We start from the raw sequence: 22693 nt of genomic DNA on the forward strand, positions 1-22693 counted from the left end.
CTTCTGAATCCCCTGGACACGCCCGGACCAGCAACACATTTATGGCCTATAACCCGGCTTCCACTCCCTGATGACTCAGGGAGTGGAAGCCTTTCCTTCATCCGCGGTGACGGTGGGATTTGAACCCACGGTACGGGGTTGCCGTACACAACGATTCCAGCGTTGCTCCTTCGGCCGCTCGGACACGTCACCTTGGTGACTCCAGCGCGGGATGAATGCTCATCCTTCATGCGCAAGAGCAGACTATAGCCTAGCCGATGCTGAGGTGTTTGCGCCAATCGACGGGTGTGCCCTCCCGGTTCGCCAACGTGGCGCGCCTCGGGATACCATGGACTCCGGCCCCACGCGTGGTGTCATCCTGCTGAACTCCCCCAGGACCGGAAGGTAGCAAGGGTAGGTGGGCTCTGGCAGGTGCGCGTGGGGCTCTTTTATGCCGTGACACGCCTCTGAGGCTGCAGTGCGTATCCGTCCCAGGGCTGATGCGCGCGCTATCGCCCTTCTTTACGCTGAGATGCCATGAGCACTCAGAATCATGACAGCACTCAGAACCAAGACACTGCGGGCCGTGCTGGTCGCTACGACTTCTGGCGGGATCCTTGGGCTCAGGGTGCGCTGAACGGAGCGCTGGCCCTGATCCCCGCCCGAAAATACCCCCGCTGGCTCCGCCGCACCCTCGTGTGGGGACCGCCTGTCGCAGGCGCGTTGGGGCTGGGCTACCTCGCGTCCAATCCCGAGCTCCTGCGGAAGCTGGGGGAGCGGTACGCAGATCCCCAGGACGCGTCCTCGGCAGAGCCGGCGGAGGCGGAGCCCTCTGGCCCCCAGGCATCCCCTGAGCCGCCGACCGGCGGAGACGCTGGAGGAGAGGAGCAGAGTCAGCATGAGGTGGCGCGATGGAAGCGGGGCGTCATCGGGGCGGTTCCCGGCGCCTTCCTCGGAACCCTGGTGGGGGCGACCTTCGCCGGGGGATTCTGGGTGGACGAGAAAGTCGACCGTGCGCTGCGGCGCTATCACGTTCCCTTCCCCCGTGTGGTCATGGGGTACTCCTCGGCGGCCCTGGGCTGGTGGCTGACGCACCAGATGAACGTCTATGAGGAGCGTCAGAAGGTGAAGGAAGCGGCCAAGCCTGCGTCCTGATCGACGGCACCCAGGAGGGTCCCGAAGGCTGCGCTGCTCGCCTCCTAGGCGACTTATACCCTGGTCGCTATGTCCAACGAGCGCTTTCAGCGTCACCTGACGCGTCATGTGAACCGTGCGGCTCGGCGGGGTATCCGCCGGAATCAGCGCGCTGCGCGAGGGCGGTCGCCGCGGCGCAGCGGCACCGGAGGTCAGGGCATCCTGGCGTGGCTGGGGCTGGTGATCCTGGGAATCGTGGCCGCGGCAATCATCAGCTGGTGGCAGCAGGCCGACCCGGACCCGCAGGATTACGCGGACGGCCAGACGGCCGAGCTCGTACGAGTCGTCGACGGCGACACCCTGGTGGTGGACGTTGAGGGTACGGAGGAGCGGGTCCGTCTGCTCAATATTGACACCCCCGAGTCGGTGCACCCTCAGCAGCCAGTGGAGTGCCTGGGGCCCGAGTCCACGGAGCGCATGGAGGAGCTGATCTCACCCGGGGATGAGCTCCGTCTTGAGTTCGATGAGGAGCGTCGAGACCGGTACGACCGGCTGCTGGCTGCCGTTTACCTCGACGACGTCTTCCTCAACGAACAGATGGCCCGTGAGGGGTATGGCGAACCGGCCTACTTTGCGCCCAATGACCGCTTTCTGCCTCAGATTGAGGAGGCGTGGGCACAAGCAGAGGCCGCCGGCGTAGGTCTCTTCGCCGACGGCCTCCACTGTGAGCCGGGCCAGCCGGTGGGCTGATTCCCGGTGATAGGCGTCTGATCTGCCCTAGGCGTTGGCCTTCTTCCAGCGGCGCGCGGCCAGGAAGCTGCGTACGCCCAGGATGAGGTAGACCACCAGCACCAGGAAGGTGATCAGGGCGGTGACACCGGCTGCGGTGTTGTCACCGTCGCCGACCAGGTTGCCGAAGATGGGATGCAGCTGGGCGATGGCGCCCAGGAGTGCGACCAGCAGGGCAATGTGGATGCCAGCCATGAGGCTCTTCAGGGCGATGGCGCCGCTGAGAAGCAGCACTGCCCCCACAATGGCGGGAATCAGGGCGGTCCAGGAGGAGAACTCGGTGACGATGTAGGCAATGACGCCCACCACCACGAGCAGGCCGCCGGTGATGAAGGTCAGACGGGGCATGGGGCTAGCGGAGTAGTCACGGGCCATGGGTGCTCCTTGTGTTGTGCGGTTGAGGCAGACTTTCTTCGCTCCAGTTTACTTCTACAGGGCGTAGAAGAAAGGGGCGGGGCGTCGTCGTCGCGAATGAGGTGTTCCTGTTCTTTCTTCCGAAGGATGGGAGCAGCCCTTGCTGTGTCATGCGTCACGTGATGTGACGTGTTTCTCAACTTCTTCGAATTCCCGAAGAAATGCAGATCTTTCCTTCGATTCGGGTGGCGAAGGGGGTTGCAAAGGGCCAAAACTGGAAGAGCCCCAACGATGTGGACGTCGAATCAAAGGAGATTCACATGACTGAGACGCTGACCAACTCCGCAGAGAAGAACGGAACTCTACAGCCGGAGAGCCGCGATGCTTTCGAGCAGAAGGTCCAGGACCTGCAGAAGGACTGGGACTCCAACCCGCGGTGGCAGCACATCACCCGCGACTACTCCGCAGAGGAGGTCGTGAAGCTCCAGGGTACCGTCCAGGAGGAGCACACCCTGGCCAAGCGCGGCGCCGAGAAGCTGTGGAAGCAGCTGACCGAGGAGCATGCTGCGGGCAAGTACACGAACTCCCTCGGCGCTCTCTCCGGCAACCAGGCCGTGAACTACGTCAAGGGCGGCCTGCGTGCCATCTACCTCTCCGGCTGGCAGGTGGCCGGTGACGCCAACCTCTCCGGCCACACCTACCCGGACCAGTCCCTGTACCCGGCCAACTCGGTGCCCAATGTGGTGCGCCGCATCAACAATGCGCTGCTGCGTGCTGACCAGATCGAGTACCTCGAGGGCATCAAGACCGTTGAGGACTATCTGGTGCCGATCGTGGCGGACGCGGAGGCCGGCTTCGGCGGCCCGCTGAACGCCTACGAGCTCATGAAGCAGATGATCGGTGCCGGTGCTGCAGGTGTGCACTGGGAGGACCAGCTGGCCTCCGAGAAGAAGTGCGGTCACCTGGGAGGCAAGGTGCTGGTTCCCACCAGTCAGCACATCCGCACCCTGCAGGCCGCTCGACTGGCCGCTGACGTGCACAACGTCTCCAGCCTGATCATTGCCCGCACCGACGCTGAGGCTGCCACGCTGATCACCTCCGATGTGGACGAGCGCGACCAGCCCTTCATCACCGGAGAGCGCACCGCGGAAGGCTTCTACAAGGTGCGCAACGGCATCGAGCCCTGCATCGAGCGTGCCAAGGCCTATGCTCCCTACTCCGACCTGATCTGGATGGAGACCGGAACCCCCGACCTCGAGGTGGCACGCCAGTTCGCCGAGGCCGTGAAGTCTGAGTTCCCCGACCAGATGCTGGCTTACAACTGCTCACCGTCCTTCAACTGGAAGAAGCACCTCGACGACGAGACCATCGCCAAGTTCCAGAACGAGCTGGGCAAGATGGGCTTCACCTTCCAGTTCATCACTCTGGCGGGCTTCCACTCCCTGAACTACTCCGCCTTCAACCTGGCCAAGGGCTACAAGGAGGAGCAGATGAAGGCCTACGTGGAGCTGCAGGAAGCTGAGTTTGCCGCCGAGGCAGATGGTTACACCTCCACCCGCCACCAGCGCGAAGTCGGCACCGGCTACTTCGACGCTATCTCCACCACCCTGAACCCGGAGTCCTCCACCGTTGCACTGAAGGGCTCGACTGAAGAGGGCCAGTTCCACTGAGCCCAGCCACCCACCGGCTAATGCGTTGACAAAGGAGTCAGCACCATGAACACCCCCAGCTCGATCACGATCAATGGAATCACTCTCGCTGCCCCGCGCGCAGCACGTCAGAATGAGCTCTTCACCGCAGATGCGCTCGGTTTTCTGGCGGCCCTGCACCGCGAATTCGGCCCTCGTGTAGCCGAGCTCGACGCCGCGGGCGAGGCCAGCGATCAGGCCGAAGGAGAATCGGAGGCGTTCGCTGAGTCCTGGCAGAAACTGCTGGACAAGCACCTGAAGGAGCCGCCGTGCACCTTCATCACCCCGCGCGGCCTGGCGCGGCGCGAGTCCCGCATTCTCTTCGACGGATCGCCGCTGTCGGCCGGACTGGTGGACTTCGGTCTCCACGTTCACCGCAACGGCCTCCGGCTCCTGGGCGAGGGGCGCGCTCCGTTCGTGTCCCTGCTGGGCCTGGAGTCTGAAGAGGAGCTGCAGCTCTGGCAGGACGTCTTCGTCCGCTCCGAGCAACTGCTCGGACTGCCTGAGGGCACGATCCGCGCCATCCATTTCGGGGACCGTGACCCCGAGGCCGGAGCAGTGCTCGCGGAGCGCAAGCCGGTTGCCGCCGCCTAGCGGACTTACCCGCTAGGGCCGGCCGGCCCACCAACGACTGTCGCCCGGGGGTTTTCGAGGTCCCCCCGGGCGACAGTTTCTTTTATGCCTTCTTCGTATCCTGAAGCGGTACCTCAACCACGCGGTGCTAAGCGAAACTGCGGATCTGCACTCCGGCAGATTCCAGAGCCCCACGCACCGCACGCGCCATCGCTACGGCCCCCGGGGTATCACCGTGAGTACAGATGGACTCAGCCTCCATCTCCAGGCGGGACCCGTCCCGGGCAATGATGACGCCTTCCTGGGCCAGGCGGAGCATATTGTCGACCACCTCCGAGCTCTCGTGCAGCACCGCACCGGGCTCACGGCGGGAGACCAGCGTGCCGTCCGGGTTGTAGGAACGGTCCGCAAACGCTTCACCTACTGCTCGCAGGCCCTGTTCGCGCGCATAGTCGAAAGCCACTCCGCCGGGCAGCAGCAGGAGCGGCAGTGCGGGGTTGTACTCAGCGAGCGCATCCACGACCACCTTGGCCTGTGTCCGATCGGCGGCCATGGCGTGGTAGAGGGCCCCATGAGGTTTGACGTACCGGACGCTCGTGCCGGCAAGGCGAGCCAGGCCCTCGAGTGCGCCCACCTGATAGACCACCTCGGCGGCAAGCTCATCCGGAGCATAGTCGATAAACCGCCGGCCGAACCCGGCGAGATCCCGGTAGCCGATATGTGCGCCGACGCTCAGGCCGCGGGCTGCGGCACCCACCACCGTTGAGCGGATGGTTAACGGATCACCGGCGTGGAAGCCGCAGGCAATATTCACACTGGAGACAATGTCCAGCATCTCGCCATCACCGAGGCGCCAGGTCCCGAAAGACTCGCCGACGTCGCTGTTGAGGTCGATAGCAGGCATGTGGTCAGTGTCTCACGCGCGCCAGCGCCCCAGGAGAGCAGCGCTTCAGGCGTTCCGCGGTGCGTGATGCTGCAGGAACTGGTAGACCTCGGTGGGATCAACCCCGGGAAAGGCACCTTGCGGCATGGCCGCGAGCAGGTGGGTGTTGGCGCGGGCAGCCGGCCAGGCCTGGCCCTCCCAGACATCGGCAAGTTCGGCCGGAGGCTGCCGGCAGCAGGTCGGGTCATCGGGGCAGCGAGACTTTGAGCGAGCGGGCGTGTCCCGGCCGCGGAACCACTTCACGTGCTCGAAGGGCACCCCGATCGACAGCGAGTAGATGCCGGAGGAATGGGCCTCGGTGCGGGCGGTGCACCAGAACGTGCCGGCAGAGGTGTCGGTGTACTGGTGGAATGAACGGAACTTGTCCTCCACGTCGAAAACCTGTCGGGAAGTCCACTGACGGCAGATGGTCTGCCCCTCGATGGCCCCGGAATGGTCGGCAGGGAACTTCACACCATCGTTCTCGTAGGCCTTGTGAATGATCCCGGACTCGTGGACCTTCTGGAAGTGGCAGGTGATACCCAGGTGCTCGGTGGCGAAGTTGGTGAAGCGGTGGGCCGCCGACTCGTAGGAGACGGCGAACGCATCCCGCAGGTCCTCGATCGCCAGTTCCTTGGCGTTCTTGGCCTGGCGGAGGAACTCCACGGTGGTGCGCTCGGGCATGAGCAGGCTAGCGGCAAAGTAGTTGGTGTAGACCCGCTGGCGCAGGAACTCTGAATAGTCCTCGGGCTCGGTATGGCCCAGGACGTGATGCCCCAGAGCCTGCAGCAGCACCGACCTGGCGTCCCAGTCCCGCGACCGCCCCTGAGTGAGGTAGATGATCTTGTTCTTCTGATCGGTCACCGAACGGGTGGAATTGGGGAGGTTCGGTACGAAGCGCAGTGAGAAGCCCAGATGCTCGGCAATATCGGCAGCCACGTGATGGCTCAGCGGCCCCGAGGTGTGCCCCACGGCGTCGAGCAGCTTCTGGGCTTCCGCTTCGATCTCGGGATAGTAGTTGTTGCGCGCTCTCATCTCCTCGCGCAGTTCCGTATTGGCCCGCCGTGCTTCCTCAGGGGTCGCGGCCTGCTGCTCCAAGCGCCGCTTCAGTTCCCGCTGGAGGGAGACCAGCGACTCCAGGACGTCCATAGGAAGTCGGTTGGAGAGCCGGACGGTGGGCAGGCCCAGTGCCGCATACAGAGGACCACGCTGGGCCTTTTCGATCTCAATCTCGAGGGCGGCTCGTTTGGAGGGCGGTTCTGCGCCAAAGAGGTCATCCAGCGTCACTCCGAAGACTCGCGCCAACTGATTCAGCTGCGAGAGTTTGGGCTCACGCTTGCCATTCTCCAGCAGTGAGAGCTGCGACGGGGCGGTCTCCAAGCGTTCGGCCAGATCGTCCAGCGTCATCCCCTGCTGCTTGCGGAGGTGGCGCACTCGGCGTCCCAGAGCAATGAGGTCCACGCCGTCGTCGTCGTGGTCAACAGCGCGAAGATGCGCGCCGCCCGGGGCTGGTGCTCCGGCCGACGTCGGTGTCAGGACCTCACGCGATGCGCGCATGCTCTCCAGTTTATGACAGGGCAGTGGCCTAGGTCATATGCACCTGCCTAGGTATCACCGGGTACAGCTCACCAGCCCACCCTCGCGAGGTCCGCTGACGGGTCAGACTGTAGGCATAGTTCCGGTGCGCGGAGGTTCTTGGCCCTTCTTGGGCCCCCGGCGCGGCACGCCCTGGCGAACATCGTGACGGCCGTGGACCCACCAGTAGATCAGAAGCGTGAGGACCACCATGATGGTGCATCCGGTGTACATGACCTGATAGCCGCCGGCTTCCACCAAGGGACCCAGGAACAGCGGGGCGAACCCGAAGCCGATGTCCATCATGATGAAGTTCGTGGAGATGCCGATACTGATGCGCGGCGTTGGCAGGCGATTGGCGATGGCCGCCTGCAGAGCCGGAAGCATGGATCCGAAGCCGGCCCCGGCCAAAGCCCCAGAGGCGATGATCGCCCACTGTCCCGGCGCCCAGGCCAGCAGTCCCATAGAACCGATGAACACGGTGATCGCCGGGTAGAGCACCCAGTTGTCACCGAAGCGATCTTGGATGCGTCCGGTGACCAGGCGGGTGGCCAGCATGCAGACGGAATAGACCAGGAAGTAGATGCTGGCGGCATCGAGCATGCCCAGACTGCGGGCGTAGCCGTTGAGGAATGTCATCACCGAGGCGAAGACGATGCCCACGAACATAGCCACCAGAGCGATGCTGAAGGCTCGCGGCTCAATAATGTCCCGGGGCCGCAGCATCAGTCGTTGCCGCATGGAGGCGCCCACGGGCTTGACCTCGGGGACTCGCATGAAGACCGCGAAGAGAAGCGCGGCGCCGGACATCGCCGTGACGGCAACGAACATGGTTTCGAAGCCGTAGGCCTCGCTGAGCTGAATAGCCAGCAGGGGGCCGAGTGCCGGGGGCAGAGCATTGGCCAGCAGATAGTATCCGGAGCCCTCGCCGCGTCGGGACTTGGGAATGATGTCGAAGACCGCCGCGGTCAGCGCGGTCTGGCCGAACCCCAGCCCGATGCCGTGCAGGAACCGCAGGGCGATGAGCAGCTCGAAGCTGTTGACCCAGATATAGGCCAGGGACGCCAGCGTGTAGAGGAGCATGCACAGGATCAGTGTGCCTCGGCGGCCAAGGGTGTTGACCCACTTGCCGGCGAAGATACGAGCGAAGAGAGCGCCCACCACAAACGCACTGGCAGCGAAGCCTGCCGCCGTCTCCCCGGCACCGAACTCACTGGCGGCGTAGACGGCCATGCCGGTGACCAGGGTGAAAAACCCTGTGGTCATCATCAGGTTGATGAGGGTGGCGAACAGAAAGTCCCTCGTGAAGAGCTTCTCCTTGTGGGAACCGCGGCGGGACTCTTCTGCACCTTGATCATTCGGGGAAGTATCCTGAGCCACAGAAAGATTCTTGCACGCGATTCTGGAAGCGAAGGACGTCAATGGTCAGTGCTGTGCACTGGGCGGGCCAACGCGCCCTCCTGCTGGAGTTTGACAGCCTGGCCGAGGTGATGCGTTTCCACGCCCACCTCACCGCCGAACCTCTGGCTGGACAGCGCGAGGCCACCGCAGCGGCTCGGACCGTGCTCTTGGACTTCCGACGCCGTCAGGATGCGGTCGCTGCGGCGCGCCAGGTCAAGCGCATCAAAGCCAAGGCGGCCGAGTATCCGGCAGCCCGCGAGCTGACCCTGGACGTCCACTATGACGGTGAGGACCTGGACTCCCTCGCGGAGGACTTGGGCATGAGCCCACAGGCGCTCGTGGACTGGCACACCTCGACCACCTGGGTGGGGGCCTTCGGAGGATTCGCCCCGGGCTTCACCTACTGCGTGCCGGAGGAGCTGGTGCGCGGAGAGAGCGGACGACGCCGGCGCGGCAGGAAATCCGAGCGCGGGAGCTTCACTGTCGCGCGGCACTCAAGTCCGCGCACCTACGTGCCGGCGGGGGCGGTGGCACTCGCCGGAGAGTTCTCCGGGATCTATCCGAGGGAGTCTCCCGGCGGATGGCAGCTGATCGGCACCACCGACGCGCCCCTGTGGGACGTCAGGCGCAGCACCCCAGCTCTGATTCGCCCCGGTGACACCGTCCGGTACCGGCAGCGGTCTGAGAAGATCGTGGTCTCGTCCCCGGCGGCGAGTCCGACGCCGTCTCCGGCGCCGACGGACACCGTAGTGGAGGTGGTGTCCCCGGGACCGCAGACGCTTATTCAGGATTTGGGCCGACCTGGTCTGAGCGATCTGGGCGTCCCCCGCTCGGGTGCTGCGGACCCGGCATCGCTGCGTCAGGCCAATCAGCTGGTGGGCAATGAGGAGGATGCTGCCGGATTCGAGGTGCTCTACGGCGGGCTGGTGCTCAAGGCGCATCAGACTACGGTGCTGGCCGTGACCGGCGCGGAGACTGAGCTGACGGTTGAGACTCCGGCCGATACGCAGCGCTCCAATATGGCGGTCTCCGGAACCGGGGCCTCCGGTGAACCGCAGGCACCTGAGGTTTCCACTCGTGAGGTGACCATGCGGGCGCCATTCTGGCTGTTCCCGGGCGAGCGGCTGCGACTGGCGGCACCCGCCCGCGGCATCCGCAACTACATTGCGGTCTCTGGGGGAGTGGCGCGTGAACGTGTGCTGGGCAGCGCCTCTACCGACGTGCTCTCTGGCCTCGGGCCGGCGCCTGTCGACGCGGGACAGCGCTTCGGTCTCAACGGCGCAGCCTCCCGTTTTGTGGGCATCGCCGACGTCTCGCGCAGCCGCCTGCCCGCTGCCGAGGGACCGACGGTGCTGCGCTTCGTGCCCGGACCGCGTGAGGACTGGTTCGCGGGACCGCGGGGCAGTAACCCGGGGCTCCACGCTCTGCAGACCATTCCCTGGCGGGTCTCCCAGAAGTCCAACCGCGTGGGGTTGCGGTTGGAGGGAGATGGCCAAAAGCTCGCGCGCACCCGCGACGGGGAACTGCCCAGTGAGCCCGTGGTAGATGGCGCACTTCAAGTGCCGCCCTCTGGAGAGCCGGTGCTGTTTCTGGCCGACCATCCCGTCACGGGAGGCTATCCCGTCATCGGTGTGGCGGTTCGAGAGGACCTCCCGCTGGCGGCCCAGCTTCCTCCCGGCACGGAGATCCGCTTCACCGCCGTGGACCCGGAGACGCTGCTGCCCGTGAGCTAGCCCCTTGACCGCTGCGAACTTTATTCAGGGTGTGGCCATAGCGCGCGGTGCAGAATGCCTCGAGTCGCTGGGCCAGTCGACTAATGCTGGCGGCACCGTGGTGTTCCGGTCGCCACGCGGCGTGGAGATGAGCGCGCAAGGGCGCGCCGTTGACCCTGATCTTGACAGGGCGCAGCTGAAAGTAGGGATCGTCGGTGACTACGGCGGCCCCGCGGCCGGCCGCGGCGAGAGCCTGCGCCAGCCGCCCGTGACTCACCTCGACCCTGCCGCGTGGCGCGAGGTCAGCGAGGTGGAGGGCAGACTCGATAATCTGGCGCGACTTAAACTCCTGCGGTACCACGATGAGCTGTTCCTCACAGAGCTCCGCGATGTCCACTGATTCCTGCCCCGCCCACCTGTGGCTTTCGGGGACGTAGGCCCACACTGGCAGGGCAGCTAGTGGGCGTGACGCGACTCGGTCTCCTGGCGGCTGGGGAGCCACCACCAGGTCATAGTCAGCGGTGATGGTCTCCTGGCGAGCATCAGCCACAACCTCGGAGACATAGGGCGCGGGATCCTCCGGTGTGAAGGTAGCGACGAAGGGCGCGACCACATCGATCAGCGTGGTGCGGGGCGCAGCGATAGCAATGCTGCGCATGGCACCTGCTGCCAAAGACTCAGCGATCTTCTCCGCCTGGGCGTGAGCCTGGACGATCTGTTTGGCCACCGTGAGAAACTCCCGCCCTTCCGAGGTGAGGACCAGACGGACTCCCGATCGTTGGAAGAGCCGCAAGCCCAACTCAGCTTCGAGTTTCTTGATTTGGCGGGACAATGCTGGCTGAGTGATGTGCAGGTGAGTTGCGGCCGCGGACACTGTCCCCTCTTCGACCACCGCTACGAAGTAGGTCAGCAGGCGATGTTCCATCGGATCATTCTATGCCCCATAGACATGCAATTAATGAAGATTAGGCATTAGACAGCATGGAAATGGGGCGGGAAGATCGAGGGGTCCTCGTGACGTCGTCGACCTTCAAGGAGCCCCCATGGCAGATGCACCCGTTCACGCTACGATCGAGCAGTCCCGGCACCTGGTGACCGAACTGCCGGGCCCGAAGGCTCGTGAGTTGGCGCAGCGTCGCAACGCCGCCGTGGCCAAGGGTGTCTCCTCGGTCATGCCCACCTACGCGGTACGGGCCCAGGACGGGATCATCGAAGATGTTGACGGCAATCGGCTGATTGACCTCGCGGCAGGCATCGCGGTCACCAATGTGGGCGCTACCTCCCCCAAAGTTGTCGAGGCCGTCCAGCGGCAGGTCGCTGAGTTCACACACACGTGCTTCATGTCGACCCCCTACGAGGCTTACGTTGAAGTGGCCGAAAAGCTCAATGAGCTGGCCCCCGTGCCGGGGGAAGCTCGTACTGCCCTGTTCAATTCCGGGGCTGAAGCCGTAGAGAACGCGGTCAAGATTGCGCGCGCATACACGGGGCGGCCCGCGGTAGCAGCCTTCGACCATGCCTACCACGGCCGAACGACCCTCACCATGGCGCTGACGGCAAAGTCCATGCCGTATAAGCACAGCTTCGGTCCCTTTGCCCCGGAGATCTACCGTGTGCCGGGATCCTACCCCTACCGTGACGGACTCACAGGTGCTGCTGCCGCGGAGCGGGCCATTGACCAGCTGGAGAAGCAGATCGGGGCCCAGAGCCTTGCGGCCGTCATCATCGAACCCATCCAGGGAGAAGGCGGCTTCATCGTTCCCGCTGACGGGTTTCTGCCCGCCATCGCTCAATGGTGCCGTGCGAACGGTGTGGTGTTCATCGCGGATGAAATCCAGACAGGCTTTGCGCGCACCGGCAGCTGGTTTGCTTCCCAGCATGAAGACGTGCAGCCGGACCTGATCACGACCGCTAAGGGGATTGCTGGTGGTATGCCGCTCTCTGCGGTTACCGGCACGGCAGAGATCATGGACGCCGCCCACCCCTCAGGGCTCGGCGGCACCTACGGCGGCAACCCCGTGGCCTGTGCTGCGGCTCTGGCCGCGATCGAAACGATGGAAGAACAGCAGTTGGCGCAGCGTGCCCGCCGTGTGGAGGAGCTCGCCCTGGCTCAGCTGCGGCAGACGCAGCAGAAGGACCCCCGTATTGGGGATATCCGAGGGCGCGGGGCGATGCTCGCTTTTGAACTGGTGGATCCGGAGACCGCAGCCCCCAATGCTGAGCTGACCAAGGCGGTTGCCTCGGCAGCGCACCGCGCGGGAGTGGTCACCCTGACGTGTGGGACGTACGGCAACGTGATTCGACTGCTGCCACCCCTGACTATCAGCGATGACCTCCTCACCGAGGGCCTCGGAGTGCTCCTCGAAGCCCTCACTGCAGCCTGATCTGGCTGCCCCTGCCCTTACACCCCCACGTACGGAAAGACCCCCAGTGTCCCAGAGCTTCACCGTCACCAATCCCGCCACCGGCGCCACGCTTGAGACGCTGATTGGCGTCACCCCCGGCGACGCCGCCGCTCAGGTGTATCAGGCTCACGCCGCCTTCTCCGCATGGCGGCAGACTTCTCCGCGTCATCGGGCTGATGTGCTGATGCGCGCCTACCAGGGCATGATGGATCAGGCCGACCGCCTAGCGGAGCTCATCGTGGCTGAGAACGGGAAGTCCCAGGTTGATGCCGCGGCTGAGGTGAAATATGCCTCCGAGTTCTTCCGCTGGTACGCCGAGGAGGCGGTGCGAGCGCCCAGCCAGTTCGGAGAGGCTCCCGCCGGCGGCGTCCGCAATGTAGTGATCCGCCAGCCAGTGGGGGTGGCGGTGCTGATCACTCCCTGGAACTTCCCCGCCGCCATGGCTACCCGAAAGATCGGACCTGCGTTGGCTGCCGGATGTGCAGTGCTGCTTAAGCCCGCGGCCGAGACTCCGCTGACGGCGCTGGCTATCGCCGATATCCTCCTGGAGTCCGGTGTGCCTGAAGGGACGGTGCAGGTAGCCCCGACCACGGATGCTGCCGGGGTGGTCAGTGCCTGGCTGGCGGACTCCCGGGTCCGGAAGCTCTCTTTCACCGGGTCTACCCCGGTCGGCCGGCGGCTACTAGCCCAGTGTGCAGACCGGGTGGTAAACACGTCCATGGAGCTGGGCGGCAACGCGCCGTTCATTGTCACCGAGGACGCCGAGATCGACGCTGCGGTGGAGGGCGCGATGCTCGCCAAGTTCCGCAACGGCGGCCAGGCCTGCACAGCAGCCAACCGGTTCTACGTCCACGCTGACGTGGTGGAGGAGTTCACCGCAAAATTTGGTGCACGCATCGAAGCCCTACGGGTGGGGGACCCCTCTCAGGGCGCCGACATCGGACCGGTCATTACTGCTAAGGCCGCGGCGGGCATCCGTGCCCTCGTGGAGCAGGCCGTGGAACAGGGCGCACAGATCAGGCACCAGGCCCAGCTGCCGGCTGAGGCGCAGGAGACCTTCGTGACTCCGGTGTTGCTCAGTGGTGTGCCCCAGGACGCGGACATCCTCACACAGGAGATCTTCGGGCCTGTCGCTCCCATTGTCAGCTACACCGACGAGGAGGCGATGCTCCGGATGGCCAACGCTGCCGAGGTGGGGCTGGCTTCCTACGTTTATGCCGGGGACCTGCGCGGTGCCATGCGGCTTGGTGAGCGTCTGGAAGCTGGGATGGTGGGGATCAACCGGGGGATCGTCTCGGACCCCGCGGCTCCCTTCGGTGGAGTGAAGCAGTCCGGAATCGGACGTGAAGGTGGGGCTTTCGGCATCGAGGAGTTCACTGAGGTCCAGTACCTCAGTGTGGACTGGAGCAGTTGAGGGGAAGCTAGGGACGGTGGCGCAGAACGACCTCAAAGGATGCGCCCCGGCGCGCCCGAATACCGACGCAAGGTTGCACAGTTCTTCCTCGGACTCGCACCTTTGCTCAGCTCTATTCGCCATAAGGAATGCTGTCTGGCATCCTCGAGGACCGGCATGGTATTCGGAGGAGTGCCCGCGCTGACCGTCGCCTATCTGAATGAAGAGGTTCGACCACGGGCTGTAACCTCACTTGGTGAGCAGTGGGATGCTTTCCGTGACGATCTCGGCCTTGGTCTGCGTGATCCTGTTCATCCGTCTAGCGCCTGCGTCGGTGCACTTTACTCGGGCGCGTAGCCGCCTGCGGGAGGCCTGAGGCACATTGGCAGGTAACCTCTCTGCGGAGTCTGCTTCTCTCTATATCCTTAGCTACTATGGTGGCTCATCCGTCCTGGGTTACGGCGGAGGCTGGTTCTACAGCTGGGCCGGTTGGTCCGGCAGCGTGGGTATGGTGGCAGGATTGGTGTTCCTCGCGGGATTTGTGGTGGCCGTCGTGCTGTCTCGTCAGACGTCACATCCGCCCACGCAGGGCTTAAAGACCACAGGAGTCAGGCAAGGCGCAGCGAAAGCATGAGAATTGCTCGATTCTGTCCGTTCTGGAGATCCATGCCGAGCAGTTCCTCGATTTTGCGCAGCCGGTAGGACAACGTATTGCGGTGAATAAACAATTCATCACAGATAGCGCTCTTGACTCCGCTGTGCTTGAGGTAGCTCTCCAGGGTCTCGCGCAGCGGGTGATGTTCAGGGCTGTTCAGGGGCGCCAGCAGCCGACGTGCCAAGCTCATGCTTCCCGGATGGCTCAGAGTGTCGACGACGGCATCGAAGTTCATGGGGGGAGCAGTCGTCACCCCGGGCGCTCCTAGACTCCGGCGGAGATGGCGCAGCGTCAGCCCGAGTTCCGCGGAGTTCTCCACCACATCAATAACGCAGGAGGTCGAAGGCGCGTTCCCCAGGGATTCGGAGACGATCAAGCTGAGCTCTGTCATCGTCATCTTCCCCTGGACGAGCACTGTAGATAGGTCTGCGTCCTCCACGAAACGCATCGTGGGGAACTCTGCTCCGAGGCGTGTGCGGATACGCCAGGACAGTGTACGGAGATAGGTGACGGACATTCCTGAATCCACTTGAAGGAGGACGACGCCGATGGGCCGGAAAGGGTCTAGCTCTGCATCCCGGGTCAGGGCCAGCAGGTCTTCTGTTTCGATGGTGGAGCGCGAGTAGATAGCTTCGACCAGCCTGCCGGCACTGCGGGAGTAGGCCATCGCCGTGGAACCAAGTGTTGCCGCCAGCTGCAGTGCCAGCACTGCGGTGGCAGGACGGATCAATGAAGTGACGAGTTGCGATGTCTGTGAGGCTTCGATGACTAGGCGGAATGCATCATTATCGGGTGAAGGTAGTGTGAACTCTGCACGCTGGATGATAGGACCAGGGCCTCCCGCGCGTAGTAGTTCTGCCCCGGTTCGGTCTTCGATGAGGGCTCGCTCGCCGACCGTGGAGGCGATGTGGTGCAGCACATCGTGAAGCGTGCCTCCGCGTGCGACGAGTTCACTGCATTGCTGGGCCAGCTCTGAACCTCGTCGGATCATGTCGTATCGCTCCGCGGTCACCCGGTCCTGGACTTCTCGCTGAACCAGGGGAAAGGGAACCTCCGGAGGGACGAGCAGGAGGGGGAGACCCTGATTTTGGCATGCATCGATCAGTCCTTGGGGTACCTGGGGATGCGCGGGGCCCACGCCGAAAACCAGGGCTGCGGCTGGAACTCGGGCTAGTCGCTCCACGTAGGCATCCCAGACCCGGACATCAGTGACGTTCATGCCGACGCCTGATGTGAGGACCAAAGTGCCCGGGGTGAGGAACTCTGTGGGATCAATTGATTCGGTGGGTACAGACCACGTGAAAGACCGTCCTAGAGCACCCTCTGGTCCTGGGACGGCGACGTCGATGTGGAACTCCGAGGCACTCACTACATCCGAAACACGCATGTAACAAACCTAGTGCAGTCTGCATTACAGCTGCGTGAATCCTGATGCACGTTGCCTAATGATTTTTTTGAGACGCGGCTCATAGACTCACTTCATGGCTGAGAGCGACATTTTCATCAACGCGGACATGGGTGAAGGTCTGGGCCTCCATTCGTTCGGTCACGACGAGACCCTGATGTCCAGTGTTGATGCCATTAACCTTGCCTGTGGTTTTCACGCCGGTGACCCGCACATCATGGCGGCCACAGTTGAGCTCGCTGCTTCATACGACGTACGAGTCGGTGCCCACCCAGGCTTGCCGGATCTTGCAGGCTTCGGCAGGCGGAGGATGCTCTTAACCCCTACTGAGGCGGCAGATCTGGTGAGGTACCAGGTCGGAGCCCTCACTGGCTTCCTCGGGGCATTTGCGATGCCGTTGAACCACATCAAGCCCCACGGAGCCTTTTACGGCATGCTCGCCGCTGATGAGGAACTCATGGCGGCTGTAGCGGAGGTCAACCTGCAATATGGCGTTCCGTTCTTTGGTTTGGCAGGAACGGCCCACGAGACGGTCTGTCGACGCAGGGGCGTGGAGTTCATACCTGAGTTGTATGTGGATCTGAACTACTCGGCCGCAGGCGAGCTCATTATTCAGCGCAAGCCAGAGATGGCAGACCCCGAGGCTGTTCGGGAGAGAGTCTCTCAAGCAGTTTCAGGTCAGCCGATCCGCGCAGTCGACGGTACAGAGATCACGATTGAATTTCAGAGTGTCTGCGTGCATTCGGATGCACCAAACTCACCTGAGGTGGCCGCCGCTGTCCGTCAAGCGCTCGCCGCCTGACTCCTTAGTTCTGTTCTTTCCAGGGCCGTCCGGTCCGGAATATCTTCACTGACGAAAGGCCGTTGCATTATGGCAGACATCATCTCTCCCCTTCCTGGTGTTTTCTACACGTCGCCGGGCCCGGACAAACCGCCCTTTGTGACAGTGGGCGACTCGATCGATGCAGGTCAGGCAGTAGGGCTCGTGGAGGTGATGAAGCAGTTCACGGAGATCCGCTCCGAGGTTTCAGGGACGGTCAAGTCGGTGGAGGTTGAAAACGGTGCCACGGTGAACCCGGGGACGGTGCTTGTTGTCGTGGATGAGGGCTGAACCACCGATGCAGAAGCTTTTGATCGCCAACCGCGGTGAAATTGCGGTGCGCATTATCCGTACCGCCCGCCGTATGGGCATTGCTACTGTGGCCGTCTGCAGCGAGGCCGATGCCGATTCCCTCGCCGTCGCGGAAGCGGACGAGCACGTGGTCATTGGTCCAGCCCCTGCCCCGAAGAGCTACCTCAATCAGGAAGCTGTGCTGCTGGCGGCCGCTGAGACCCACGCCGATGCGGTTCACCCTGGCTTCGGGTTCCTCTCCGAGAACGCATCATTTGCCCAGGCTGTGACAGAGGCTGGCCTGGTGTGGGTGGGCCCTTCGGCTGAGACTATCCGCCTCATGGGAGATAAAGTGGCTGCTCGTGCAGCGGCTGCTCAGGCCGGAGTGCCGACACTCGCTGGTTCGGAGGGGCCACTGGATCCCGACGATGATCCCCTCGGCTTAGCGCGGCGTACCGGCTTTCCGGTGGTCATTAAAGCCGCAGCCGGTGGCGGTGGCCGAGGTATCCGCGTGGTGGAGAAAGAGAGCGAGTTCCTCTCCGCTTTGGACATTACGCGGGCAGAGGCCCGTGCTAGCTTCGGCGACGACACTGTCTATCTTGAGCGTTTTGTACCCAAGGCCCGGCACGTGGAGGTACAACTGCTCGGCGACGGTATTCGCGTGGTGCATCTGGGGGATCGTGACTGTTCTATGCAACGGCGATCCCAGAAGGTTATGGAGGAGGCACCGGCTCCGGGGCTTCCTGACCATGTCCGTCGCACTATTGCTGAATCTTCTGTGCGGCTGGCTGAAGCGTGTGGGTACACCGGCGCAGGCACGGTCGAGTTCCTTTACGATCCCGAGAGGGAGGAGGCGGCATTTATCGAGATGAATACCCGCCTCCAGGTGGAGCATCCTGTCACAGAGGAGATCACCGGCATCGATATCGTCGAGCACCAGCTGCGCGTTGCCGCTGGAGAACCGCTCGCGCTGGAACAGGAGAGCATCCGCCTCTCGGGGCATGCCTTCGAGTGCAGGATCAATGCCGAAGATCCCAGCAACGGTTTCTTCCCCAGCCCAGGGACCATTAGTGAGCTGAGATGGCCGCAGTCTGAGGCAGTACGGGTCGATTCAGGGGTGACGGCGGGCTCTGTTGTGGCGCCATTCTATGACTCGATGGTGGCCAAGCTCATAGTTTCAGGCCCTGATCGCGAGAGTGCGCTGGAACGGCTCCGTGCCGCCCTGAACGGCATCGTTGTCGAGGGTATTTCCACCACGGTTCCCCTCCATCAGGCATTGGCCTCTCTGCCGGAGCTGGCAGAGGTCGCCCATCACACCAAGTTCATCGAAGACTCCGGAATCCTTACCGCATTGGAGGCATCATGAGCGTCCCATCACTTCCTGAGAAGGCCCGCTGCACTTACGGCGGGGACGAGTTCCTGTTCGTTGAGATCGACGAAGCCATGAGCCTCGCCGCCAATGTACGAGCGATGACCATTGCCCGCGGCCTGCAGGAGCAACGACCGGAGGGCCTGCTGGAAATCTGCCCGGCCAACGCCTCCCTGCTGCTGCGTGTGGACCCGGATGTGCTCGACCCTCGGCAGTTGGAGACCTTAGTCCGTGAGCTGGAGGAACAGGCCCGGCAGGCGGTCGGAACGCCCTTGCCTACGAGGATCGTTGAGGTGCCTGTGTGGTACCAGGATCCATATACTGACGCCGTCGTGAAGCGATTCCGTGAGGGGTATCACCAGGACCCTTCAGGCACTGACTTGGACTATGCAGCCGCTGTGAACGGCCTCTCTGGGCCGGAGGAGTTTATCCGCCGGCACCATGAACAGCCGTGGCTGGTCACGATGGTGGGCTTTGTTGCTGGCCTGCCGTTCATGTTTCAACTGGTGGACCAGGAAAAGCAGCTGCAGGTGCCCAAGTACCTCAGCCCGCGCCCCTCCAGCACGCCACAGCTTACCGTTGGGCACGGTGGGTGCTTTGGGTGCATCTACTCGGTGGAGGGAGCCGGGGGGTATCAGATGTTTGGGCTCGCAGCCGGCCCAATTTTTGATCCGTCGCAGCAGGCGGCTGATTTGAAAGAGTCCATGATCTTCTTCCGTCCCGGAGACATTGTGAAGTTCCGGCCGGTTGACGAAGAGGAATATCGGCTACTTCAGCAGCAGGTCGAGGCTGGTACTTTCACCTACCGCACAGCTGCCGCGGAATTCGATCCTGACGCTGCCCTGACCAACGGGGAAGCGTACAATCGCGTCCTTTTGGAGGCTCTTTCATGAGTGTGACAATTCACCAGCCTGGTCTGGCCACCACGGTGCAGGACCGTGGTCGCACCGGCTATTACCATTTGGGTCTTCCTCAGGGAGGAGCGCTGGACCAATACTCGTATGAGCTGGCCAACGCTCTGGTAGGAAACACCGCTGGGGAGGCAGTGCTGGAGTGCACATACATGGGCCCGGTGCTCTCTGTCTCGCAGGCAGTGAGCATCGCAGTGACCGGGGCCCCGGTAGAGATCAAAGTCAATGGGGAAATCCAGCCGATGTGGTCTCGTCTGCAGTTGCAGGCTGGGGACGAACTCAGCTTCGGCATCATCTCCGCCGGCACCCGGTTCTATATCGCGTTCGCCGGAGGAATCGATGTGCCGGTGGTGATGGGGAGCCGTTCCACCTACCCTCTGGGGGCTTTAGGAGGGTTCAACGGAAGGAAGTTAGAAGCAGGAGACGTCCTTCCCCTGGGCATCCCTGCACAGCGGATGGGTCCGGCAAGCCTGGCCGAGAATCACCGTCCGGAGTTTGGCGGAGCACAGACCGTGCGGGTGGTGCTGGGGCTCTATGACCATCGGCTGACGACGACCGGGCTGAAGAACCTGACGGAAAAGGAGTGGACGCTTAGTCCCGTCGCGGACCGCATGGGTATGCGTTATGACGGGCCAGGGGTTGAGTGGAAGGAACGTGAGCAGCCCTTCGGTGCGGGATCAGACCCGTCGAACATTGTCGATGCGGGATATGCGGTCGGGTCCATCCAGATACCGGGCGGAACCCAGCCCATCATTCTGCACCGGGACGCTGTTTCGGGTGGAGGCTACGCGATGGTGGCCACGGTCATTAGTGCTGACATGGATCTGGTGGCACGGGCTGCCCCAGGGACCGTGACACGATTCGAGCCGGTGGACCTTGACGAGGCACTCTCTGCTCGTCGTCACCGCCGGGAGACATTGGACGCAGCACTGGCGTCTCTCCGGTAGGCCGGGTTGGCGGGACGGGCAGGAGACCCGCAAGCGGTTCTCAGCGCTGAGTGGAAGAGCGGATGATGAGCTCAGGCTCCAGGAGCACGGGCTCACAGTCTTCGCCGGCGATGAGACGCATAAGGGTCTCCAGAGCCTGTCTGCCCATCTGGTGCATGGGGGAGTGAACCGTGGTCAGGGGGATGCCCACGGATTCTGCCAGCGGAGTGTCGTTGTACCCCACCAGGACGACGTCGTCCGGTACGCTCCGGCCCTGATCTTGCAGTACTCCCAACGCACCGATGGCGGCAAAGTCGTTGGTGGCAAAGACGGCGTCCGGTTCCAGGCCGGTCTCCAATACTTCTGCCATGGCCAGACGTCCAGCCATAGTGTCGAATCCCCGGAAGATGATGTTCTTTTCCGGTACCTCTATCCCGGCATCGCTGAGCCCGTCGATGAGTCCCTGAGTGCGATCCTGCGCGGTGGAGGCGAATTCCAGGCCCGCCAGCACCACGATGGACCGGCACCCCAGGTCCGCCAGATGCTGGGCCACGAGGCGCCCGCCGGCATAGTCATCCAGCGTGACGGAAATATGTCCGTCCTTGCGGCGCGAGGTCAGCACGAATGGCACGTGGCGCTGAGCGAGGTTTTCAAGAAAGTCATCATCCAGGTGGGCATCGCCGAAGATTAGCCCGTCTACCCGCCGTTCCAGCATGGCCTGGGTTCGAGTGCGCTGGAGGTCGACGTCGTCGTGGGAATTCATGACGTAGGTATTGACCCCGTGCTCCACCCCGGCTTCTTCGATGCCTTCATAGATGGTGGCCAGAACGAGGTCCTGCAGGCGCGGGACCATGACGCCTACGAGGTTGGAGCGGGCCGTACGCAGACTGGCCGCGTGAGGATTGCGCGTGTAGCCGTGTTCCTCAGCCAGCGACAGGATTTTTTCCACCGTGGTGGCCGAGGCCCAACGGGTGCGCTGATCGGCCGGTGCGCTGAGAACCCGGGAGACGGTGGGGACGCTGACCCCCGCTAGGGCAGCGAGTCCCCGCTGCGTCATATTGCGCTTGCCGTGCTCAGTCATCCGCTACCTCCTCCTGCCCCAGCCTACCCGGCAGAATCCCTTGCTTCCGTTGCTGACCTGGGAGACTCTTCGGCCTGAAGGATGCATCCCGCCGCAGGGCGAGCAGATGTCACAAGGAATTTACACAAACGTTATCGGCAAACGATTGCCGTAATCGATTGTGTGATGGAATCTTGTGTGTACCGATCATGACGGCCATCACACAGAAAGAGGTTCTCTTGCTCGCTGAAGCTCCCGCCCGCGTCGCTCTCCTTGCCACAGGGGGCACCATCTCGTCTCGGGCCTCGGCCTCCGGGGCCCGGGCGCAGGACCGGGCGGAGGAGCTGATCGCTGCGGCAGAACTCCATCGTGAGTCAGTGGAGGTGGAAGCTCACGACTTGGCGGTCGAGAACTCGTTCAACTTTGGCTTCTCCGACCTGGCTGCTATTGCGAGGGAAGTTGCTCGGCTGAGCAGTCGTGACGACGTCGACGGTGTCGTGGTGACTCACGGCACCGACACCATGGAGGAGACTGCAGCGATCCTGGCTCTCACACACCAGGGCGAGACGCCGGTGATCATCACCGGCGCTCAGCGAAGCGCCGATCAGTCCGACACAGACGGTCCTCGAAACCTCCGGGACGCGGTCTTGACTGCAGCATCTCCGGCGACCCGTGGGCGGGGCGTCATGCTGCTCTTCGCTGGAACTCTTCATGCCGGATGGGGAGTGCGGAAGCACCACACGCTGGCGGTCCAGCCCTTCGCGCATGTCTCCGGGGGACTCCTGGGAAGGGTTCAACAGGGTCGGCCGCAGTACTACGCGGTCAGCGATCCGCTGCCCCAGTTGCCCCTTCCTTCGGTCTCCTTCGAGAAGCTGCGTGTAGACCTGGTGATGGCCTATCCCGGGGCGGACGGTCTTCTGATCAACGCGGCTCGGGAGGCCGGTGCAGACGGAATCGTCGTCGCCGGGCAGGGAGCGGGCAACCCAGGACGATCTATGGTCCGGGCGATCGAGGATGCCGTGCAGGCGGGAGTGCTCGTGGCCGTGGGAACCCGGGCCTTCGCGGGTGAGGCCGCGCCCATCTACGGAGGGGGCGGGGCCGTCGACGCCCGGACAGCCGGAGCCTCGTTGCTTACCGATGTGCCAGTTACCCAGGCCCGTCTGCTGCTGGCATTGCTGCTAGATCATTCATCCCTGGCGGAGGCGCGCGCGCAGCTGGAATCCTGGCAGACATCCGGTCGCGGAGTGGTCCGGAGGCAGAAGAAAGAACCTCACATGCAGGACAAGTCCGGTGCTCAGTGGGAGCTGGCGCCGCTGAATCTGCAGTGATGACAG

General features: G+C 63.5%; 20 protein-coding genes, 1 tRNA gene and 1 other RNA gene. 14 read left to right on the top strand and 8 right to left on the bottom strand.

Translation table 11 applies throughout. From position 1 onward, the window contains the following. Positions 1-104 precede the first annotated feature (104 nt). Positions 105-192: transfer RNA gene (locus tag RH857_RS08775), tRNA-Ser, on the bottom strand. Positions 193-334: 142 nt separating this feature from the next. Here RH857_RS08775 and ffs point away from each other — a divergent pair. The 3 genes from ffs (at position 335) to RH857_RS08790 (ending at position 1863) form a co-directional block, all read left to right on the top strand. Beyond that, an RNA gene (ffs, locus tag RH857_RS08780) (signal recognition particle sRNA small type) lies at positions 335-431 on the top strand. Between the two features lie 85 nt (positions 432-516). Continuing rightward, on the top strand, positions 517-1134 hold the full coding sequence (locus tag RH857_RS08785; RefSeq protein ID WP_310537602.1) for a hypothetical protein: 618 nt from the start codon (positions 517-519) through the stop codon (positions 1132-1134). A 69-nt stretch (positions 1135-1203) separates the two neighbouring features. Then, the gene (locus RH857_RS08790; protein ID WP_310537603.1) at positions 1204-1863 is read left to right on the top strand and encodes a thermonuclease family protein; all 660 of its coding nucleotides are present in this window, start codon (positions 1204-1206) and stop codon (positions 1861-1863) included. A gap of 27 nt (positions 1864-1890) precedes the next feature. Here the strand turns inward: RH857_RS08790 and RH857_RS08795 are convergent, their stop codons facing one another. After that, entirely contained in the window at positions 1891-2277 is a 387-nt protein-coding gene (locus RH857_RS08795; protein WP_310537604.1) for a hypothetical protein, read from the bottom strand. Between the two features lie 299 nt (positions 2278-2576). Here RH857_RS08795 and aceA point away from each other — a divergent pair, with 299 nt between their 5' ends. Together aceA and RH857_RS08805 are read left to right on the top strand one after the other, a co-directional pair. After that, complete coding sequence (gene aceA / locus RH857_RS08800) at positions 2577-3926, top strand: isocitrate lyase (RefSeq protein WP_310537605.1); 1350 nt, start codon at positions 2577-2579, stop codon at positions 3924-3926. 45 nt (positions 3927-3971) lie between these two features. Next, positions 3972-4538 carry a hypothetical protein gene (locus RH857_RS08805; protein WP_310537606.1) on the top strand — a complete coding sequence of 189 codons (567 nt, stop codon included), beginning with the start codon at positions 3972-3974 and terminating at the stop codon, positions 4536-4538. A gap of 127 nt (positions 4539-4665) precedes the next feature. On the opposite strand, the gene RH857_RS08810 is transcribed toward RH857_RS08805, so the two are convergent. From RH857_RS08810 to RH857_RS08820, 3 genes are all read right to left on the bottom strand, one after another. Further along, positions 4666-5421 (bottom strand): LamB/YcsF family protein, encoded by a 756-nt coding sequence (locus tag RH857_RS08810; protein WP_310537607.1) that lies wholly within the window; start codon positions 5419-5421, stop codon positions 4666-4668. A 45-nt stretch (positions 5422-5466) separates the two neighbouring features. Continuing rightward, the gene (locus RH857_RS08815; RefSeq protein WP_310537608.1) at positions 5467-6996 is read right to left on the bottom strand and encodes a helix-turn-helix domain-containing protein; all 1530 of its coding nucleotides are present in this window, start codon (positions 6994-6996) and stop codon (positions 5467-5469) included. Between the two features lie 102 nt (positions 6997-7098). Next, entirely contained in the window at positions 7099-8394 is a 1296-nt protein-coding gene (locus RH857_RS08820; RefSeq protein WP_310537609.1) for an MFS transporter, read from the bottom strand. A gap of 41 nt (positions 8395-8435) precedes the next feature. On the opposite strand from RH857_RS08820, the gene RH857_RS08825 reads away from it, so the two are divergent. Beyond that, positions 8436-10148, top strand: coding sequence for a 5-oxoprolinase subunit B/C family protein (locus RH857_RS08825; RefSeq protein ID WP_310537610.1), 1713 nt, complete (start codon positions 8436-8438; stop codon positions 10146-10148). On the opposite strand, the gene RH857_RS08830 is transcribed toward RH857_RS08825, so the two are convergent. Further along, positions 10108-11052 (bottom strand): LysR family transcriptional regulator, encoded by a 945-nt coding sequence (locus tag RH857_RS08830; protein ID WP_310537611.1) that lies wholly within the window; start codon positions 11050-11052, stop codon positions 10108-10110. The genes RH857_RS08825 and RH857_RS08830 overlap by 41 nt on opposite strands. 118 nt (positions 11053-11170) lie before the next feature. Between RH857_RS08830 and gabT the strand changes: the two genes are divergently transcribed. Continuing rightward, on the top strand, positions 11171-12508 hold the full coding sequence (gene gabT / locus RH857_RS08835) for a 4-aminobutyrate--2-oxoglutarate transaminase (RefSeq protein ID WP_310537612.1): 1338 nt from the start codon (positions 11171-11173) through the stop codon (positions 12506-12508). 46 nt (positions 12509-12554) lie between these two features. Further along, the gene (locus RH857_RS08840) at positions 12555-13943 is read left to right on the top strand and encodes an NAD-dependent succinate-semialdehyde dehydrogenase (protein WP_310537613.1); all 1389 of its coding nucleotides are present in this window, start codon (positions 12555-12557) and stop codon (positions 13941-13943) included. A 587-nt stretch (positions 13944-14530) separates the two neighbouring features. Here RH857_RS08840 and RH857_RS08845 read toward each other — a convergent pair. Then, positions 14531-15964, bottom strand: coding sequence for a PucR family transcriptional regulator (locus RH857_RS08845; protein ID WP_310537614.1), 1434 nt, complete (start codon positions 15962-15964; stop codon positions 14531-14533). A 94-nt stretch (positions 15965-16058) separates the two neighbouring features. Between RH857_RS08845 and pxpA the strand changes: the two genes are divergently transcribed. The 5 genes from pxpA (at position 16059) to RH857_RS08870 (ending at position 20320) form a co-directional block, all read left to right on the top strand. Then, positions 16059-16784 (top strand): 5-oxoprolinase subunit PxpA, encoded by a 726-nt coding sequence (gene pxpA / locus RH857_RS08850; RefSeq protein ID WP_310537615.1) that lies wholly within the window; start codon positions 16059-16061, stop codon positions 16782-16784. Positions 16785-16853: 69 nt separating this feature from the next. Beyond that, positions 16854-17093 carry an acetyl-CoA carboxylase gene (locus RH857_RS08855; protein ID WP_310537616.1) on the top strand — a complete coding sequence of 80 codons (240 nt, stop codon included), beginning with the start codon at positions 16854-16856 and terminating at the stop codon, positions 17091-17093. A 7-nt stretch (positions 17094-17100) separates the two neighbouring features. Then, positions 17101-18459, top strand: a complete 1359-nt coding sequence (locus tag RH857_RS08860) for an acetyl-CoA carboxylase biotin carboxylase subunit (RefSeq protein ID WP_310537617.1) — start codon at positions 17101-17103, stop codon at positions 18457-18459. Further along, complete coding sequence (locus RH857_RS08865) at positions 18456-19355, top strand: 5-oxoprolinase subunit B family protein (protein WP_310537618.1); 900 nt, start codon at positions 18456-18458, stop codon at positions 19353-19355. The genes RH857_RS08860 and RH857_RS08865 overlap by 4 nt, the downstream gene beginning before the upstream one ends. Then, the gene (locus RH857_RS08870; RefSeq protein WP_310537619.1) at positions 19352-20320 is read left to right on the top strand and encodes a 5-oxoprolinase subunit C family protein; all 969 of its coding nucleotides are present in this window, start codon (positions 19352-19354) and stop codon (positions 20318-20320) included. The genes RH857_RS08865 and RH857_RS08870 overlap by 4 nt, the downstream gene beginning before the upstream one ends. A 40-nt stretch (positions 20321-20360) precedes the next feature. Here RH857_RS08870 and RH857_RS08875 read toward each other — a convergent pair whose 3' ends face one another. Then, entirely contained in the window at positions 20361-21380 is a 1020-nt protein-coding gene (locus RH857_RS08875) for a LacI family DNA-binding transcriptional regulator (RefSeq protein WP_310537620.1), read from the bottom strand. Positions 21381-21568: 188 nt separating this feature from the next. On the opposite strand from RH857_RS08875, the gene RH857_RS08880 reads away from it, so the two are divergent. Further along, on the top strand, positions 21569-22687 hold the full coding sequence (locus tag RH857_RS08880; RefSeq protein WP_310537621.1) for an asparaginase: 1119 nt from the start codon (positions 21569-21571) through the stop codon (positions 22685-22687). Positions 22688-22693 lie beyond the last annotated feature (6 nt).

The sequence above is a fragment of the Nesterenkonia flava genome, from assembly GCF_031432335.1.
Classification (GTDB): domain Bacteria; phylum Actinomycetota; class Actinomycetes; order Actinomycetales; family Micrococcaceae; genus Nesterenkonia; species Nesterenkonia flava.